The sequence below is a fragment of the Chryseobacterium gambrini genome (assembly GCF_900156825.1).
Classification (GTDB): domain Bacteria; phylum Bacteroidota; class Bacteroidia; order Flavobacteriales; family Weeksellaceae; genus Chryseobacterium; species Chryseobacterium gambrini.
In genome coordinates, this window is the sequence record NZ_FTOV01000020.1 from 39,097 (window position 1) to 57,472 (window position 18,376).

Sequence of the window (18,376 nt, forward strand, 5' to 3'; positions counted from 1 at the left end):
ATAGCTTTTAAAATATATTTAATTTATTATAAAGAGTAATTCGGAGCTTCCTGCGTGATGATGACATCGTGCGGGTGAGATTCTTTCAATCCGCTTCCTGTGATCATTACCATCTTGGTATCGTTTTGTAACGCTTCAATATCTTTAGCACCGCAATATCCCATTCCTGCTCTCAGACCTCCTGTTAACTGGAAAATTACTTCTTCCAGAGATCCTTTGCTTGGAACTCTTCCTTCGATTCCTTCCGGAACGAATTTCTTAGCCTCACTCTGGAAATATCTCTCTTTTCCTCCTCTCTTCATCGCAGAAAGACTTCCCATTCCCTGATAAGTCTTGAATTTTCTACCCTGAAAAATGATTTCTTCACCCGGAGCTTCATCAGTTCCTGCCAAAAGCGAACCTAACATTACGGCTCCTGCTCCACTGGCAATCGCTTTTACGATATCTCCGGAAAGCTTGATTCCTCCGTCTGCAATTACAGCTACGTTCTTTGTTTTCGCATATTCGTAAACATTGTAAATTGCTGATAATTGAGGAACTCCAACTCCTGCAACCACTCTCGTTGTACAGATTGAACCGGGACCTACTCCTACTTTCAGAACATTTGCTCCGGCTTCGATCAGATCTTTAGCCGCTTCAGCCGTTACGATATTTCCTCCAACGATATCCAGATCAGGATAAGCCTGTCGGATTTCTTTAATTTTATTTAAGACTCCGATGGAATGCCCGTGAGCTGAATCGATTCCAATGATATCAACGCCTGCTTTTACAAGCGCCTCGATTCTTTCCAATGTATCTTCACCTACTCCAACTCCTGCTCCAACTATTAATCTTCCGCTCTGATCTTTGTTAGCATTTGGATATTCTAACTGATTGTCGATATCTTTAATGGTAATTAATCCTACCAGTTTGTTTTCAGCATCTACGATCGGAAGCTTTTCCACTCTGTTTTTAAGAAGGATCTCTTTCGCTTTCTCCAGATTGGTATTTTTATCAGAAGTAATCAGCTTTTCTTTCGTCATGATCTCTTCCACCTTCATTTCAAGATTTTCCTGATATTTTACATCTCTGTTGGTAATGATCCCGATTAAAGTATTTTCGGCATCTACTACAGGAAGTCCTGAAATTTTATATTTCGCCATTGTTTCTTTAGCCTGAGCCAAAGTATGATCTTTTGAAAGCGTAACAGGATCTGAAATCATTCCGTTTTCCGAACGCTTTACACGATTAACCTGTGCAGCCTGTTCAGCGATCGTCATGTTTTTATGAATAAATCCTAAACCGCCGACTCTTGCCAGTGCAATTGCCAGTTCAGCTTCTGTAACGGTATCCATTGCAGCGGAAACAATCGGAACATTAAGCGTAATTTTGTCGGTAAGTCTTGATTTTAAAGAAACCTGATTAGGTAAAACTTCTGAATAAGAAGGGACTAGAAGCACGTCATCGAAAGTGATGGCTGTCTCTACAATTTTGTTATGAATAGACATCTTTACTTTCTTGCAAAATTAAGGTATTTTACCGAAATACGAAAATCGATTTTCATAGTTTAAATAAAACTTAATAATCAATAACTTAAATCAAAAAACCGCTCCTTTTTGCGGAACGGTAGTTGTACAAAAAAACAATTTAGTGATATGATTTGAAGATAAAGTGCTATTTATCGGATGCCGATGAAATCATTTTTGAAATATCATTGGCTGTAAAATTTCCCCGAACATCCACAAAAACCAACTCTTTATCTGAATTTACCGTAATCAGCATATTTTTAATAACATCATCTTTCTGTTTCACCCGGATATTTACATTTTCTCCGTCATGTTTTATGGTTGCCCATTCTTCATAATTATTGTTATTTAAATACTTCGCAAAATCATTCAGCATCGATTTATCTCCGTTTTCTACAGTTAAAACTTTAATTTTTGAAACTTTCCGGATCAGCCGGATCACCTCTTCATTATCTTCACCGTCTTCTCTTAATGCTTTTTTAATAACAGGTTTTGCTAAAAACATCGGAACATTGATGGTGGTAAATTTTGCTCCTTTAAAATCGTTCCCGGAATCTGAAAAGTAAGCCATTTTACCGGCTCCCGAAGAAACTATACAGGATTGTAACATGAACATCGCACAGGCGATAAGAAAAAGGTGTTTTAATATTTTCATGGCAATTTGGATTTAAATTAAATTTTTAGTTGATGGGTTTTAAACTTCCGCCGGACATTTTGCTGATGTCTGAAGTAATTTCCGGATTTCCTCTGTATCGGATGGTTCCGCCTGATGAAGCCTTCGCTTTTAATTTATCTACCGCATTTACAGAAAGGTTAGATCCCGAAGTAGATTCCGCTTCCACCAGATTTGCCTGAAATGCTTCGCCTTTACAAACCGCACCGCTGCTGACATCAAAAGCTGCTGTTTCTGCTTCACCTTGAATACTTGCATCCGAACCGCTTGATCCTTTAAATACTAAGCTTCTGGAATTTACCTCAACTTTTACGCTTGTTCCTGAAGACGCTTCCAATAAAGCATTATTCGAAATATTGAATTTACCTTTCACTACAGAACCTGAAGATGCATCAATGGTAAGGTTATTTTCTTTTACAGAATTAATCGTGGTAAAAGTTGCTCCCGAAGACGCTTTAATGTTATCCATTCTTGGCGAAGAAACGTTGACACTGATGTTTTTAAATTTTAAATTTTTCTGTCCTTTGTTATCAACATACACTTTCAGAACCCCGTTGTCAACTTTTGTAACAATGTACTGAAGCTTATCGGCATCGGCAATTACCTTTACATTGGTCGGACTTTCCTGCTTGAACACCAGATTAACACCTGTACTCACCTGAATTCCTGAGAACTCGCCTACATTTCTGGATTCGCCATTCAGATAAGAAGAGGTATTTTCCGAAGTGAGGTTATTTCTGGTATTGGTAACCGGATTTGTTTTTGTTTCTGTAGAATTGATGATTTTATTGATATCATTCATCGAAAGTTTTCCGTCCAGTTTTACAAGAATATTTTCCTCTCCTCCGCTATCGATGCTCAATAACAGATCATCCAAAATTCCGTTTTTCTCTTCTGCTGAAAGAAATTTTATTTTAGCTCCGTTACTGTTCATTGTCATGATTTCACTGTACTTAAGATTGCTTAAATAAGAAGAAATGTCTTTGTTGATTTGCGACAGCTTCTGTCCTTTCGCAGAACTTCCGTCCTGTGGTTTTTCGGCAATGAATACTTTCAGTCCGTTAATTTTGGATAATAACGGTTTTATCTGATCCAGTTCAGCATCTCCCAAATCCAGATTGCTCAGCATTCCGAACATCGGTTTGGCAATTTTAATGGACGTTACTCCTTCCACTTCCTGATATTTATCAAAAAGCTGATCTAACTTATCTTTTTCCTGCCCGTAAATATTAAAGAAATGGGAAAAAGCGAGTGCGAATATTATGAATACTTTTTTCATGAGTCAATTTTTTATTTTGGATTATTAGTGCCTGATCAGGTGCATAATCTTTTAAGGTTAATTAATAATCGTCATCCACGACGGTTGGTTTTGCTAATTTTTCACTAACATTATTTGCAAATATTTGAAATGAATACTTAGTCACATTAATCGCTTCTTCTACATTTTCGATTCTTTTTCCGTTAACGATAACGTAAGAATCTTTATATCCTGTAGAATCTGAAGCTTTAGAGGAGTTATATACATACTTCGGCTTTCTTTCTTTCTTCAGCCTTCCTCTTTTCGGTAAAATTTCATCCAGATAATCTTTCTCGGCAACCGGAGTTTCATGAAAAACCGAATCTTTTTTCGCTCCGGAAACTGAATCATTCGGAAGGTTTACCGCTACCTGCTCCGTATGTTCACTGTTTTCTTCGATGAAATTATCTTTTTGCTTCTTTATCTGGTTTTCAACCAACTGAGCCTGATTTTCCATATTTGAATTGTGAGTATAATTAAAAATCAGACCAACACTCAATAGCAAAACTACGCTTGCAGCCATCCAGAACCATTTCGGGAACGATGGTTTTGTTTTCGTATCGATAGGGACGATCGGTGTTATATTTTCCTGAACCTCATCATTTTTTTCTTCCGTTTTTTTCAGAAAATCATTAAAATCCCAGTTCATTTTTTCTTCCTTTAAATTCTGGAAGATTTCTTCGTATTTATCTTGAAATTTGTCGTTGCTCATAACTCATCAATTGTGAAATTTGTTCTTTTACCTTTTGTCTGGCCCGCATAAGATTTACTCTTACTGCATTCTCTTCCATTTCCAGCATTTCGCCGATTTCCGAGACTTCATATTCTTCTACATCCTTCAAATGGATTACCATTTTCTGTTTTTCCGGAAGCTGATTAATGAAACCAATGATGTGTTCCTTTAAATTATTGACTTCCATACTGTAAAGTTCGGAACGATGAAGCTGCATATCTGCAAATCCCAGCTTTACATCGTGATGCTTCAGTCTGTTCAGGCACTCGTTCCGGACCGACTTCAGAGCATAGGATTTTAAATTCCCAAACTGCTCCAGTTCTTCTTTCTTCTGCCAGAATTTAATCATAAGATCCTGCACCACGTCTTCTGCTTCATCACTGCTCATGACAAACCTTTTCGCAAAGCGATACATCTCATCTTTGAGAATGAATACCGTACTTCTGAAAGTTTCTTGGGTCATAAGTTTTGTTTCTATAAGTAAGACAACCGGATTTTACATTTTATTACATTAAAAATAAAAAAACTTCAAAATAATTTGAAGTTTCCTTTATTGATCGCATTAATACGCATCAAAAATATGTTTAAAAATAGCCTTATCTTCATCGGTTAAAGGCACTTTTCTTCTTGCCATTGCCCGTTCTGCCACTTCATAGGCTTTGTCTAATTTAAATTTCTCATCTCCTTTGAAACCGCCCCACGAAAAACTTTCCACCAGATTCGGCGGGAAACCTTCTTTGAAAATATTAGAAGCAACACCTACAACTGTTCCTGTATTTAGTTGCGTGTTGATGGCTGTTTTAGAATGGTCGCCCATAATTAAACCGGCAAACTGCAATCCTGTATCTTCAAAAGATTTGGTTCTGTAGTTCCACAATTTTACAGGAGCATAATTATTTTTAAGATTGGAAGAATTGGTATCTGCTCCCAGATTACACCATTCTCCGATCACCGAATTTCCAACAAAACCGTCATGCCCTTTATTAGAATATCCAAAAATGATAATATTATTCACTTCTCCGCCCACTTTGCAATGAGGACCAATTGTTGTTGCTCCGTAAATCTTCGCGCCTAAATTAAACTTAGACTCTTCACACAGCGCAATCGGACCACGAAGATTACAACCTTCCATTACCTCAGCATTTTTCCCGATATAGATTTTGCCTGTTTTTGTATTGATGGTCGAAAATTCAATTTGTGCTCCTTCTTCTATATACAGATCTTCTTTATTTCCCAAAAATCCATTGGTTGAAGAAAGCTCCTGAGAAACTCTGCCTTTCGTAAGCAATGCAAAATCGAAATCTATAGCTTCTTTATTATAGGTAAAAAGATCCGTCGGTTTTTTAAAGAAAATAAGCTCCTCTTTAATATCCGTCATTTTCTCAATCTGATGCAGAGAAAAACCATCCATATTGATTTTTGCAGCAACTAATTCATCTTCATACACCAATGCTTCTCCCTGTTTCAGGTCTTTGATCTGCTGAATAACATTTTCTGTCGGTAAAAAATTCGTCACCAGAAAAAGACTCTCTTTTTTTGCAGGCTCAGGAAATTTTCCCTGCAGATACATCTCCGTGAAGAAAGAAATTTCGGCGTTTTCTAAAATTTTCTGCCATCTTTCGGAGAAAGTAAGGATTCCGCATCGCATTTCTGCAACGGGACGTGTAAAAGTAAGCGGAAGAAAATCTTCCCAGTATTGTGCATCTGAAAATACTAATTGCATCGTTCAGTTTTTAGTTTAAAATTCAATGTTTAACGTCTAAACAAAAATACAACAAAAAAGTCCTCCGGAAACCGAAAGACTTTTAAATATTGTGGCAACAAAAAATTACTTAGCGAATTTTTTGTATTTGTTCATGAACTTATCAACTCTACCTGCAGTGTCAACTAACTTCACTTTACCAGTGTAGAAAGGGTGAGAAGTTGAAGAGATTTCCATTTTAATCAATGGGTATTCTTGTCCTTCGTACTCGATAGTATCTTTTGTTTCTGCAGTAGACTTGCAAAGAAACACCTCGTCGTTACTCATATCTTTGAAAACAACAAGTCTATAATTTTCTGGGTGGATTCCGTTTTTCATAATACAATTTTTAAAAAATTAAAGTTTGCTTTCGAAATAGTAATGGATATTTCTCTGCTAATTTTAGGGTGCAAAAATACAATAATTTTTTAAAATTACAAATAGACGATCAATATTTTTTTCTTCATAAGAAATTCAAAGTATTTTCGTTAAATTTGAAATCTATTTAAACTTTAATTTCGATGAAATTCAAATTATTACTGGCTTTTTCTTTCTGGATGCTTGTTATGGCTGTATCTTGTAATAAGGACGACATCAGTTTCGATGCTCCTTCGCAGGAATTAAGCTTTTCCAAAGACACGGTTTTCTGCGATACGGTTTATCATCAGGTTCGTTCAGAAACGTATGCGGTAAAAGTATATAATAATGAAGACAAAGACATTCTGATCCCTCGGATTCACCTGCAAAAAGGTGCAACCTCTTTGTATAAGATCAATGTGGATGGGAAACCGGGATATGATTTTAAAGATGTACCGTTAAGAAAAAAAGACAGTCTGTATATTTTCGTTGAAATTGCACCGGAAGCAACCGGTCCTGAAGCGATTGCCGAAGATAAAATATTATTCCAGAGCCCAGTAGGACAACAACAGGTTGTATTGTTCTCCGTGGTTCAGGATGCGGAATTTTTTATAAAAACACCTACGAATCCGAATATTATTACCTCAGATGCAACATGGAATAACAATAAGGCTAAAATTATCTACGGAGATTTAACGATTGACCAGAATGTTATCCTGAATATTCAGCAGGGTACAAAATTGTATTTCCACAAAAACAGCGGAATGAAAGTGCTTTCGGGAGCCACACTGAATATCAACGGTACTTTAGCCAACAATGTTACGCTTCGCGGAGACAGAAATGATCCTGCATACGATACAATTCCTAAGAACTGGAACTCCATTAAAATGGAAGCCGGGTCTACCCTGAATATGAATTATGCAAGATTATTCGGAGGAACAAAAGGTCTTGAGATGAAACAGACCAATGCCAATATCAGCAATTCTTTTATCCACACCTTTCAGGAATATGGGATTTATGCCGTTGCTTCTACCATTACTGCAAAAAATCTTGTGATGAATAATTGCGGAGAATCTGCGGTAGGAATTTTCAAAGGAGGAACGCATAATTTTACCCACTGTACGATTGCCAATTATTCGGAGCTTCTGCATTCTTATAACCGAAACGGAATTTTAGCCGCCAACGAATGGACGAATGCATCCGGAGTGAAAGAATACGGAGCGCTGATCTTTAATTTAAGAAACAGCATCGTGTATTCCGACCGTGACAATTCGGTTAATTTTGAGCAGACTCCGCCAAACTTATTTAATTTTACCATTCAGAACTGTCTCATCAAATATTCCGGAACATCGGAAGCAGGTTTTGATTTCAATACAAGTCCGGGAGTTATTCAGTCACTTAAAAATTTGGATCCGCTGTTTGTTAATTATTTCGCAGCCCAGATGAATCTGAGAGTAAAACAGAATTCTCCGGCAATCGGAAAAGGAAGTACAACTGTTGCGGCAACCGTTCCAACCGATATCGCAAATGTATCGAGAACTTCAAATCCTACAGTGGGTGCTTATCAATACTTTTAAAAAATGGATCTAAATATTGTAAATATCGGAGCTTTTGCCGTTTTGATTATTGTGTATATAACGGTAAGAAAACTTCTGAAAAGATTTGCAGATTTTACCGAGAACATCGGAAATTCTGTCTATCATGAAGAAGAAATAAAAACACTGGAAGCGAAAATAATTGTATTAGAGGAAAAGATCAATAACAAACCATAAATGGAAATTACACATCTGCAGCAGCAAGTTGACGAATGGATCAAGACAATTGGCGTTCGTTATTTCAATGAACTGACCAATATGGCAATGTTGACGGAAGAAGTAGGCGAAGTGGCAAGAATCATTGCCAGAAGATATGGAGAACAAAGCGAGAAGGAAAGCGACAAAAGCAAAGATTTAGGCGAGGAATTGGCAGATGTTCTGTTTGTAACGTTATGTTTAGCCAATCAGACCGGAGTTAATCTGCAGGAAGCTTTTGACAGAAAAATGAAGATCAAGACGGATCGCGACAAAGACCGCCATCAGAATAATGAAAAATTAAAATAGCTGGATGCCGGAAGTTGGAAGCCGGAAGTTTTTAAACTAAACTTTTCACCTCCATCTTCCAGCTTCGAGCTTCCAACTTAGACGAACAATGAAGAAGCTAGAAAAATCAAAATTACAGAAAAACAAAACCATACAGATCAGCGGTTCGAAAAGTATTTCGAATCGTTTGTTGATTTTAGAAAGTCTGTTTAAAAATATAGAAATCGGGAATTTATCGAATTCTCAGGACACACAGCTCCTGAAAAAAGCCCTATCCGAAGATTCGGAGATCGTGGATATTCATCACGCGGGAACAGCGATGCGTTTCCTTACTTCCTATTATTCTATTCAGGAGGGAAAGACCACAATTCTTACGGGTTCCAAGAGAATGAAAGAAAGACCGATCAAAAATCTGGTCACTGCTTTGCAAAATCTGGGTGTCGAAATCGAATATCTGGAAAATGAAGGATTTCCGCCTCTTAAAATTCACGGGAGAAAAATTACGGAGACCAAAGTGGATGTTCCGGCGGATATTTCCAGCCAGTTCATCACCTCTCTTCTTCTGATTGCTGGGAAACTGGAAAACGGACTTGAAATAAATCTGGTTGGCAAAGTGACTTCACGGTCTTATATTGAAATGACGCTCAACATTTTAACCCGATTCGGAATTAAAAGCAGCTTCATCGAAAATACCATAAAAGTTGAAAAATTTGATGTGAATAGTCAATCGTCAATTATCAATTATGAAGTCGAAAGTGACTGGAGTTCGGCATCTTACTTCTACTCTTTCGCTGCGTTGGGAAGAAAAACCATTCATTTAAAAAGCTTTTACAAAGAATCTACACAGGGAGACTCGGCAATTGTAAAAATATATGAAGAATTTTTCGGAATCAAAACGACTTTCACGGAACAGGAGCATAAATTAACGCTTGAGCCGATTGAAGGATTTCAGTTTCCCGAAAAGATCGTTCTGGATATGAATAATTGTCCGGACATCGCCCAAACACTTTGTGTAACCGCGGCAGCTCTGAAAATTCCTTTTGAAATTTCAGGATTAGAAACTTTGCGTGTAAAAGAAACCGATCGTCTTTTAGCTTTACATAATGAACTAAAAAAGCTGGGTGCAGAAACAGAATTTACAGATTTGACAATTAAATCCATCAGTTTCAACGAACCTCAGGAAAACATTTCCATTGCAACGTATCAGGATCACAGAATGGCGATGAGTTTTGCACCGTTTTGCCTGATCAAAGAATTAAATATTGAAGAGGAAGATGTTGTGGAGAAATCGTATCCGATGTTTTGGGAGGATTTGGAAATTTTATTAATTAAAGAATAATATTTACACATAATATCAATTTATAGTTGTCATTTCGACGAAGGAGAAATCTAAAAACAGATTCTTCATTCCACTGAGTTTCATTCAGAATGACAACAGAGTTTAAATTTACATACAATCAGATGTCACAACATAAAACCATCATCATCACCGGAACTTCCTCAGGAATTGGTTTCGTGTTAGCAGAATATTTCGGGAAGAAAGGTCATAAAGTATATGGCTTAAGCAGAAAACACACCGAAAGTCAGTATTTCAAATCGATTCCGACGGACGTTACAGACAATGAAGCCGTTCAAAATGCGATTGCTGAAGTCTTGAAAACAGAAACCAGAATCGATGTTCTGATCAACAATGCCGGAATGGGAATGGTAGGAGCCGTGGAAGATTCTTCAAAAGAAGATATTTTGAAACTGTTTAACCTGAATTTGGTCGGAGCTGTACAAATGATGAGCGCCGTGATGCCTAAAATGCGCGAAAATAAATTCGGACAAATCATCAATGTTTCCAGTATCGGAAGTGAAATGGGACTGCCTTTCCGAGGATTTTATTCGGCTTCAAAATCGGCTTTGGATAAAGTAACTGAAGCAATGAGATACGAAGTGTATCCCTGGAACATTCACGTTTGTTCGCTTCATTTGGGTGATATTAAAACAAATATCGCAGAAAACAGGGTGAGAACAAAGGTTTCAGAACCTTACAAAAGTGTTTTCGATAAAGTGTATGCTTTAATGAATTCTCACGTGGGCGACGGAACAGAACCTCTGGAAGTTGCAACATATGTAGATCAGCTTTTAAGCAAAAATAAATGGAAAGCACACTATTATTTTGGTAAATTCGGACAGAAAATCGGAGTTCCGCTCAAATGGATTCTTCCGCAGGGAACTTATGAAAATTTGATGAAGAAATACAATAAACTGGCTTAAATTGAGTTGAATGATTGGGCGCATTGTCATTCTGAACGGGATGAAATGCAGTGAAGAATCTTTTTGTATTTTTATAGAGATTCTTCATTCCGCTTCACTATATTCAGAATGACAAATTGAAATTAATTCTAAAAATATTTTTTATACTGTTTTGCGTTTTTGTACAGGCGCAGAAGAAGCATTATTTCCTGATCGATTCTGAAACCAAGGTGAAGAAAAAGGTAAAAGATTCTGCTTCAGCAGTGAAGTTTCTGGATTCTCTGGCTCAGACCAATTACTTTTTCACCCAGTTGAAAGAAGTCAGAAAAAAAGGTGACAGCACAGAAATATTTTATGACAAAGGGAAGAATTTCAACCAGACTTACGTTAATCTTTCAGATTCTATTTCAAATAAAACGAAGATTCAGAAAGAATTTTTCACTAAAAATTTAGATTCAACAAAAAGAAGCATCAACAAAAAGTACATTGATGAAGGCTTTGCATTCAGCAGAATAAAATCCAAATATAAAGGACAGAAAAACGGTTATCCTATTGTAGAACTCGACATCAACAAGAACGATAAAAGAACCATTGATAACTTCGTGGTAAAAGGCTACACCAGTGTTCCGAAAAGATTCATTAAAAATCTTGAAAAGGAATTTAAGGGAAAAACCTATGATGATAAAAACCTGATTGCCATTAATAAGTCTTTCCAGAGCCATCAGTTTGTTGCTTTGGAGCGTCCTCCGCAAACGTTATTTACCAAAGATTCCACGAGCATTTATCTTTTCATGGAAAAGAAAAAGACAAACAGTTTTGACGGGGTCATTGGTTTCGGAAACGATAAAACGGATAAATTTACCCTGAACGGAACTTTGAATGTAAATTTCAGAAATATTTTCAACAGTTTTGAGCTCATCAATCTTTACTGGCAGAGAAACCCGGATAAAGGACAGACTTTTGATCTTCAGACCGATATTCCTTACCTTTTTAAATCCAATGTAGGTCTTAATATGAAGGTGAATATTTTCCGTCAGGATTCTACTTTTGCCAATGTGAAGGCTCTTCCCGCATTTTATTATCATCTGAACTCCCGAAACAAACTGGGACTGAGAGGAACTTTCGAAAGTTCCAGCATCATCGATACGTTGTATGTTCAGGGTAAAGATTACAACAAAAAAGGAATCGGAATCTGGTTTGAAATGGTAGAACCGACCGATATTGATCTTTTCCTTTATAAAACAAAAATTAACGCGGGATACGATTATTTAACGACCACTTATACCAAAGACAATATAAAATCTCCGCAGAATCAGTTTTACTTCTTTGGAGAGCACAATTATCATATCAACGGAAATCATTTCCTCAACATCAAAGCGGAAGGAGCGATGATGGATTCTAAAATCGACTTTTCTGCCAATGAATTGTACCGGTTCGGGGGCTGGAATTCCATGCGGGGTTTCAATGAAAACTCTCTCGCCGCCGATTTTTACTATTACGGAAGTTTAGAATACCGTTATCTCATCGGAAGTCAGGCATTTTTTGATGTTTTCGGGCAATACGGACAGCTCAACAACAAATCTCTTAATGTAAAACCCAAACTCTACAGTGTCGGGCTCGGTTTCAATTTCTTTATCCCGATCGGATTGATGAGTTTCCAGCTTTCTAATGGTAATGAGTTTGGAAATCCTTTTAAATTCAACGATATTAAAATCCATTGGGGAATTTTAAGCAGGTTTTAATCTTAACTTTTCAACGGAGTATTTTCATTTCATTTTAAGTAAAATGGATGAAGCCTCATGCAAAACAGGTTAAAGCTTTTTCTTTTATACTGAGGTAAATCATAAAATTTCACACTCAAAATAATTAAATTGAATAAAACATTTAAATTATAAATTATTGATAACGAATTAATAATGATAAAAATTTATTGTTAAAAACTTTTCATATTACATTTTAATTTATTAACTTCACTGAACAAAATATATCACCATGAAAAGATTTAAATTCAGTTTAACTTTGTCTTTAGTCACCCTTGCTGCATCTGCGCATTTGAGCGCCCAAGACACCAATACCGACAATCACACCATTACGATTTCCGTTCCGGAAGTAGCTTTGGTAGATATTGAACCTGCAGCCAGCAAAAACATTACTTTGGGCTTCACCGCTCCTACAGAAGCCGGAAACCCGATTGTCGCAAACGCAGCCAATACCACTTTATGACTTAATTATTCTTCTATAAAATCTGTCGCAGATCCTACCCGCAATGTTTCCGTAAAACTAAATGCCGTTATTCCGGGGGTTGATATCAACGTAACCGCTGCAGCGGCAACAGGATCGGGAGGCGGAACTTTAGGAACTCCTTCTGCACAGCTTACCTTAAGCGCCGCAGACCAAACCATTATTTCCGGAATCGGAAGCGCATATACCGGAAACGGAGCGAATAACGGACACAATCTTACCTATGCTTTAGCTCCCGGAAGTGGTCCCGGCGGAGTTGCTGCCTACGCAGATCTCACAGCGGCGGCAACTACGGTTGCAACCGTTACTTACACGATCTCGGACAATTAAGAAATACATTTTCCGATATACAGGCAGGAAGAAGTTGCAAAAATTTCTTCTTGGTCTTGTATAGCCTTTTATCAAACTTAAAACTTTACATAGATTATGATAAAGCAGATCTTGCTATTTTCTTTTTTAATGCTTCAGTTTGTATTTCTGAAAGCAGGAATTGTAGTACTGAACGGACTTTCCCATACCTATAAAGTGGAAAACGGAAAAATCTATAAAGGCAAAATTGCTCTTGAAAATACAGGGAGCCGATCCCAAAGTGTAAAATTGTTTCTTCAGGATTTCAGTTATCAGTCCGATGGAACGATTCAGTATTCTGCTCCTCATACCAACGTTAAAACCAATACAGACTGGATTAAAATGAACACCAATCTGGTTACGCTTAAATCCAAGGAAAAAACAGAAATCTACTATGAAATTACCGTTCCTGATCAACTTTCTGAACCCGGAAGTTACTGGAGCGTTATTATTGTAGAACCTGTGGAAGAAATAAATCCTGATGAGAATAAGCAGGGAGTGAGCATAACTTCGATCATCCGTTATGCCATTCAGGTGATTACTGATCTTGATGCAGAGCTAGCAAAACCAGATCTTAAATTCGAAGGAATAAAGATTGAAAAAGAAAACAGAAGACAGATTTTAAAAGTTGCCATTGCCAATAAAGGAAATCTGTATTGCAAACCGACAGTGGTAATGGAAATGTATGATAAAAAGAGCGGACAGAAAACAGGAAGTTTTTCCAGTCAGGCAATGGGATTGCTGCCACAAACCTCAAAATCCTTTCATATTGATCTGGAAAAAACGGCTCCTTCCCTTTATAAGGCTGTTCTCATCGCAACCGATGAAGATGAAAATGCTTTTGCCCTCAATGTGGAATTAGAAGTAAAAAATGATTAAAAACTGTGCATCATATATTTTCATTTTATTTCCGGCAGTAATTTTTTCTCAGACAAAAAGTTTTGCTGAAAAAAAAGACAGTCTGATGCCGGGAATCACCACTTCTATTCCATTTACCATAGAAAATAATTTTTCTGAAAATAAAATTTACAAGCTCTCTGTTGAAACTTCTAACCAGAACATCGTTCCCATTTTAGCAAAAGGAGAAATCGAAATCTCATCAGGAGAAAAAAGTGTCTACCTTGTTCCGGTAAAAATTGCATCCGAAACTCCTCAGGGAACATATAAAATTACTCTTTACGGAACGGAAAAGAAAACAGGCGATCAGTTTTCAAATGATTTTGAATTTGTTATTTCCGGAAACCGAAAACTTTTACTCACTGCTTTAAATGCTCCTGAATTTGTAAAAGCGGGAGAAACTATCATTTCCACTTTTCTATTAAAAAACAACGGAAACTTTAAAGAAAATCTGATTCTGGAAAGTAAAAACGCGCTGACTGATCAGGAAAATTCATTGATTTTATCTCCGGGTGAACAGAAAATAATAACTGTATCAAAAACAACCAGTCCGGATTTAGGTAAAAATGAATCTCAAAACATCATACTTTCCGTTTATTCGGCAGATCATCCGAAAGAAAATCAGTCTGCTTATGCAAGTGTGAAGATTATTTCAGTAAAACCATCAGAAGAAGATGTTTTTCACAGGCTTCCTGTCTTTGCTTCCCTTGCTTTTACAGGAATGGAAAACCGAGGCGATTACCAAAACGGATTTCAGGGAGAAATTTACGGTAAAGGCAGTCTGGATAAAGAAAATAAAAATCTCATCGAATTTCACGCGGTAACGAAAAATCCTGTCGAATTTAATTCTTTCACGAAGTATGAAGAATATTTTGTGAATTACAAGAGGGAAAACGTATTTATTCATCTCGGAGATAAAAATTATTCCTCTTCATTTTTAACGGAATATGCCCGATACGGCCGCGGTGCAGAAGTTCGTATTGACATCAAGAAAATAAGTTTCGGAGGTTTTTATAATCACCCCAGATTTTTCAGAGAGATTCAGGATGAATTTAATGTGTATTCCAAATTTAAAATCTCAAAAGAGTCTGAAATTACAGCGGGATATTTATATAAAATTCCCCGTAAAGACAATACTGTTTTAAGTTTCAACAATTTCAGGCTGGATTCTGATGCACAGCTTCCGTATGTAACAGGAAAATTTAAATTAAATAAAAATATTGAAGTTTCCGGAGAGATCTCTTACAGCAAAACTCAAAAGACAGAAGGAAACGCTTTTATGATGCAGACGGTTGCGAATTTTAATAAAATCAGCGGAAATGTCATGTATATGCGTACAAGTCCGCAATATGCAGGATATTTTAACAATACGAGTACTTTCAACGGAACTCTTCAGTACCGGATTTCAAAAGAAGTAGATCTTATCGCCAATTTTGTTCAGGATGCAAAAAACTTTCAGCGCGACACCCTGTTTCTTGCCGCACCTTACAGAAAACACCTTCAGTATGGAATTCTATACAGATATGCAAAAAAAGGATCTTTCTCCGTTTTCAATGGATTTCAGCGATACGAAGACCGCCTTATGCCAAAGGAGTTTGATTATAAAGAACAGTTTTTCAGAATCAGCATCGATCAGCAGCTCGGCATTTTTCAATTCAATGCAGAAGGACAATTCGGAAAAACAAAAAATTACCTTCTGAATTTTTCAGGCAATTCAAGTTTTTATACGGCAAACATCGGCTTTGAAAAATTCAGAACTTCATTCAATATCTATGGAAGTTATGCCGTTACTTCAAGATACCAGATGCAAAATCAGAAGCAGGTTTATTACGGAGCAAGAATTCTGAGCAGGATTTCTCAAAAGACAAGTTTCAGTTTATTTTATCAGAACAATTACATGCCTGAAGAATATTTTGCCGACAGAAATTTATTTGAAGTATTGTTTCATCAGGAAATTTTTCGGGGACATGAGTTCGATATTTCCGGAAGATACACATTACAGCGCGGAGAATTAGGGAATAAAGATTTTATCTTCTCCCTTCGATATACCGCCAGACTGAATATTCCCACACAAAAAACAGCGGATTATACTGCCCTTTCCGGAACAATTTCCAATCTAGGCGTAAAAAAAGTGGAAGGAATCAGAGTGTTACTTGGGCATTATTTATCTGTAACAGATAAAAACGGAAATTTTGTTTTTAAAAATGTGATTCCCGGAGATTATATTCTGGAAATCGATCGCTCTACAACGGATATTAATGATATTTCAAACATCAGTCTTCCTGCTTTTTTACAGTTAACCAATAAGGAAAATGTTTTCAATTTCGGATTAACAGGCGCCGCAGGAATTCAGGGAAAAATTGAATATTCGGAAAATACGCAATCCAACTTTATCGGATTATCCAACAAAAAAGACCATAAGAAAAAAGAAAATATCATCATCGAAGCCTCAAACGGAAATCAGATTTATCGTAAAATAGTGATGATCGGAGAAAATTTTGATTTTACCTATTTGCGACCCGGAGAATGGAAAGTAAAAGTTTACAGAAACGGATTGGATAAAAAGTACAAAATTCCCATAGAAAGTTTTGATTTAACGCTAAATCCTTCAGAAATAAAAAAAGTAATCATTAACGTCATAAAGCAGCCATCGGAAATCAAATATCAGCAGGAATCCATCAAAGTAACTTACAACGAAATAAAAAAATGAATTATTCAAAATCTATATTTTTAATTTTACTGATGATATCCTGTCAACTATTTTCTCAAACGACAGGAAGCCGAAATGTTGCTGTTGCCCTACCTGTCGTAACACTTATGGATATTGAACCTTCCGGAACGATCAGTTTAAATTATACTGCCCCAACCGAGGCCGGAAATGCTATAACAGCGCCCATTGCAAATACATCAAAATGGATTAACTATACTTCTGCCATTGCCCCTTCCGGATTATCACGCAGAATCACGGCATCTGTCAACCAGACCATTCCGGGAATCGATATTAAAATTCAGGCAGCAACAGCATCAGGTTCAGGAGGAGGAACATTAGGAATTCCATCTGCACAGATTACCCTTACGACGGTAGCTCAGACTGTAATCAGCGGAATTGGAGGAGCCTTTACAGGAAACGGATCCAATAATGGACATCAGCTAACAGTAACTCTTGTAACCAACAACTATTCCAGTCTAAATGCAAGATCGAACACGCCGGTTATCATTACCTATACCATAACAGAATAAAAGGAAAAAATGATTGATCTAAAGAAGTTTATTGCTAAAAATATATTTATTGCCATTCTGGTTGTATTTTCTCAGTTACAGTCACAACGCACATTAACAGTAGGCGGAACAAACTGGACAGTTACAATTCCATCCATAACCGAAGCAGGAAATAATTACGCCGGAACCTACGAAAGCTCTACCAACCAAATTATTCTGGCAGCAAGCGTTCCATTATTACTAACCAGCGGTAAAGTAAGTATGCATTACGTTGCCAATCCTACCTGGAATTCTAATCTTATTTTAAGTGCCAGACGAACCGGAGACGGAACCACAACATGCGTTGGATGTTCAATTTCAGGTGGTACAACATATACCGTTATCCCACCAACTACAGATATAGAATTTTTTAGAATTACAGCAGTACTCGCTTTGGCATCCTATTCGAACATCCCTGTACAATTACATCTTTCTGGAGTATCGGTTGCCCTTCCTGCCACAAACTATAACAGCCAGATTATATTTACAATAAGTGCTTTATAACAATTTGTTCTCTCAAACGCAGATCATATTTTCAGGAGCTTTATCCCGCTATCCACTCTTACTCCTCGCGCCTTGCTTCCCGGGTTAGTGCCTCACTTTTCCTGTTCCCGCTGCGGGGTAACCGTTTCTATCGCGGCTAGAAGATGGCAAACAATATTGATAATTGATGGGTAATGAGTAATGAGTAATGAGTAATGAAAGATAATTGATGAATGATGATTGATTACATTCTCCGGCTTCTTTACTTGTCTTTTTTTACTTCCTACTTCCTACTTCCTACTTCCTACTTCCTACTTCCTACTTCCTACTTCTTACTTTGTTCTATTTCCTTTTCTCCTGGTTCTTTTTACTTTTCCCTTGTTTCTTTCCTTTGATAAGGGATAGATTAAGATGAGAGATGGAGAGTTATGCGCAAAAAAAAAGTCTCATAGAATTTAATCTATGAGACTTTTAAATAAAAACTGGCGGCGACCTACTCTCCCGCTTTCGCAGTACCATCGGCG

The 18,376-nt window shown here is 37.0% G+C and carries 19 protein-coding genes; 11 read left to right on the forward strand and 8 right to left on the reverse strand.

What is annotated here, in order from left to right; all coding sequences use genetic code 11:
• Positions 1-26: 26 nt before the first annotated feature.
• The 7 genes from guaB to BW951_RS20935 form a co-directional block, all read right to left on the reverse strand.
• Positions 27-1,487 (reverse strand): IMP dehydrogenase, encoded by a 1,461-nt coding sequence (gene guaB, locus BW951_RS20905; protein ID WP_076396406.1) that lies wholly within the window; start codon positions 1,485-1,487, stop codon positions 27-29.
• 166 nt (positions 1,488-1,653) lie between these two features.
• Positions 1,654-2,160: a DUF4252 domain-containing protein gene (locus BW951_RS20910; protein ID WP_076396408.1), complete on the reverse strand. Its 507-nt coding sequence runs from the start codon at positions 2,158-2,160 to the stop codon at positions 1,654-1,656.
• Positions 2,161-2,185: 25 nt separating this feature from the next.
• Positions 2,186-3,457, reverse strand: coding sequence for a DUF4252 domain-containing protein (locus BW951_RS20915; RefSeq protein ID WP_076396410.1), 1,272 nt, complete (start codon positions 3,455-3,457; stop codon positions 2,186-2,188).
• A gap of 61 nt (positions 3,458-3,518) precedes the next feature.
• The gene (locus BW951_RS20920) at positions 3,519-4,187 is read right to left on the reverse strand and encodes a hypothetical protein (RefSeq protein ID WP_139326230.1); all 669 of its coding nucleotides are present in this window, start codon (positions 4,185-4,187) and stop codon (positions 3,519-3,521) included.
• On the reverse strand, positions 4,162-4,671 hold the full coding sequence (locus BW951_RS20925; RefSeq protein ID WP_076396412.1) for an RNA polymerase sigma factor: 510 nt from the start codon (positions 4,669-4,671) through the stop codon (positions 4,162-4,164). Before BW951_RS20925 ends, BW951_RS20920 begins: the two co-directional genes overlap by 26 nt.
• Positions 4,672-4,770: 99 nt before the next feature.
• Positions 4,771-5,931 carry a GlmU family protein gene (locus BW951_RS20930; RefSeq protein WP_076396414.1) on the reverse strand — a complete coding sequence of 387 codons (1,161 nt, stop codon included), beginning with the start codon at positions 5,929-5,931 and terminating at the stop codon, positions 4,771-4,773.
• 105 nt (positions 5,932-6,036) lie between these two features.
• Entirely contained in the window at positions 6,037-6,288 is a 252-nt protein-coding gene (locus BW951_RS20935; RefSeq protein ID WP_002976190.1) for a type B 50S ribosomal protein L31, read from the reverse strand.
• Between the two features lie 182 nt (positions 6,289-6,470).
• Between BW951_RS20935 and BW951_RS20940 the strand changes: the two genes are divergently transcribed.
• From BW951_RS20940 to BW951_RS23095, 7 genes are all read left to right on the forward strand, one after another.
• Complete coding sequence (locus tag BW951_RS20940) at positions 6,471-7,883, forward strand: hypothetical protein (protein WP_076396416.1); 1,413 nt, start codon at positions 6,471-6,473, stop codon at positions 7,881-7,883.
• A gap of 3 nt (positions 7,884-7,886) precedes the next feature.
• The gene (locus BW951_RS20945; RefSeq protein ID WP_076396418.1) at positions 7,887-8,078 is read left to right on the forward strand and encodes a hypothetical protein; all 192 of its coding nucleotides are present in this window, start codon (positions 7,887-7,889) and stop codon (positions 8,076-8,078) included.
• Positions 8,079-8,405: a nucleotide pyrophosphohydrolase gene (locus BW951_RS20950; protein ID WP_076396420.1), complete on the forward strand. Its 327-nt coding sequence runs from the start codon at positions 8,079-8,081 to the stop codon at positions 8,403-8,405.
• 88 nt (positions 8,406-8,493) lie between these two features.
• Complete coding sequence (locus BW951_RS20955) at positions 8,494-9,723, forward strand: 3-phosphoshikimate 1-carboxyvinyltransferase (RefSeq protein ID WP_076396422.1); 1,230 nt, start codon at positions 8,494-8,496, stop codon at positions 9,721-9,723.
• Between the two features lie 122 nt (positions 9,724-9,845).
• Positions 9,846-10,646: an SDR family oxidoreductase gene (locus BW951_RS20960; protein ID WP_076396436.1), complete on the forward strand. Its 801-nt coding sequence runs from the start codon at positions 9,846-9,848 to the stop codon at positions 10,644-10,646.
• A gap of 116 nt (positions 10,647-10,762) precedes the next feature.
• A complete protein-coding gene (locus BW951_RS20965; protein WP_076396424.1) occupies positions 10,763-12,367 on the forward strand; it encodes a BamA/TamA family outer membrane protein in 1,605 nt (534 codons plus the stop codon).
• Positions 12,368-12,617: 250 nt separating this feature from the next.
• Positions 12,618-12,848, forward strand: coding sequence for a hypothetical protein (locus tag BW951_RS23095; protein WP_228427582.1), 231 nt, complete (start codon positions 12,618-12,620; stop codon positions 12,846-12,848).
• A 5-nt stretch (positions 12,849-12,853) separates the two neighbouring features.
• On the opposite strand, the gene BW951_RS23100 is transcribed toward BW951_RS23095, so the two are convergent.
• On the reverse strand, positions 12,854-13,081 hold the full coding sequence (locus BW951_RS23100; protein WP_228427584.1) for a hypothetical protein: 228 nt from the start codon (positions 13,079-13,081) through the stop codon (positions 12,854-12,856).
• 211 nt (positions 13,082-13,292) lie between these two features.
• Here BW951_RS23100 and BW951_RS20975 point away from each other — a divergent pair, with 211 nt between their 5' ends.
• From BW951_RS20975 to BW951_RS20990, 4 genes are read left to right on the forward strand one after another with little or no spacing between them, the layout of a single operon-like run.
• Positions 13,293-14,093 (forward strand): WxL protein host-binding domain-containing protein, encoded by an 801-nt coding sequence (locus BW951_RS20975; protein ID WP_076396426.1) that lies wholly within the window; start codon positions 13,293-13,295, stop codon positions 14,091-14,093.
• Positions 14,086-16,821: a COG1470 family protein gene (locus BW951_RS20980; RefSeq protein WP_076396428.1), complete on the forward strand. Its 2,736-nt coding sequence runs from the start codon at positions 14,086-14,088 to the stop codon at positions 16,819-16,821. The genes BW951_RS20975 and BW951_RS20980 overlap by 8 nt, the downstream gene beginning before the upstream one ends.
• The gene (locus tag BW951_RS20985; protein WP_076396430.1) at positions 16,818-17,351 is read left to right on the forward strand and encodes a hypothetical protein; all 534 of its coding nucleotides are present in this window, start codon (positions 16,818-16,820) and stop codon (positions 17,349-17,351) included. The genes BW951_RS20980 and BW951_RS20985 overlap by 4 nt, the downstream gene beginning before the upstream one ends.
• Positions 17,352-17,360: 9 nt before the next feature.
• Positions 17,361-17,873, forward strand: coding sequence for a hypothetical protein (locus BW951_RS20990; protein ID WP_175608855.1), 513 nt, complete (start codon positions 17,361-17,363; stop codon positions 17,871-17,873).
• Positions 17,874-18,376: the final 503 nt, after the last annotated feature.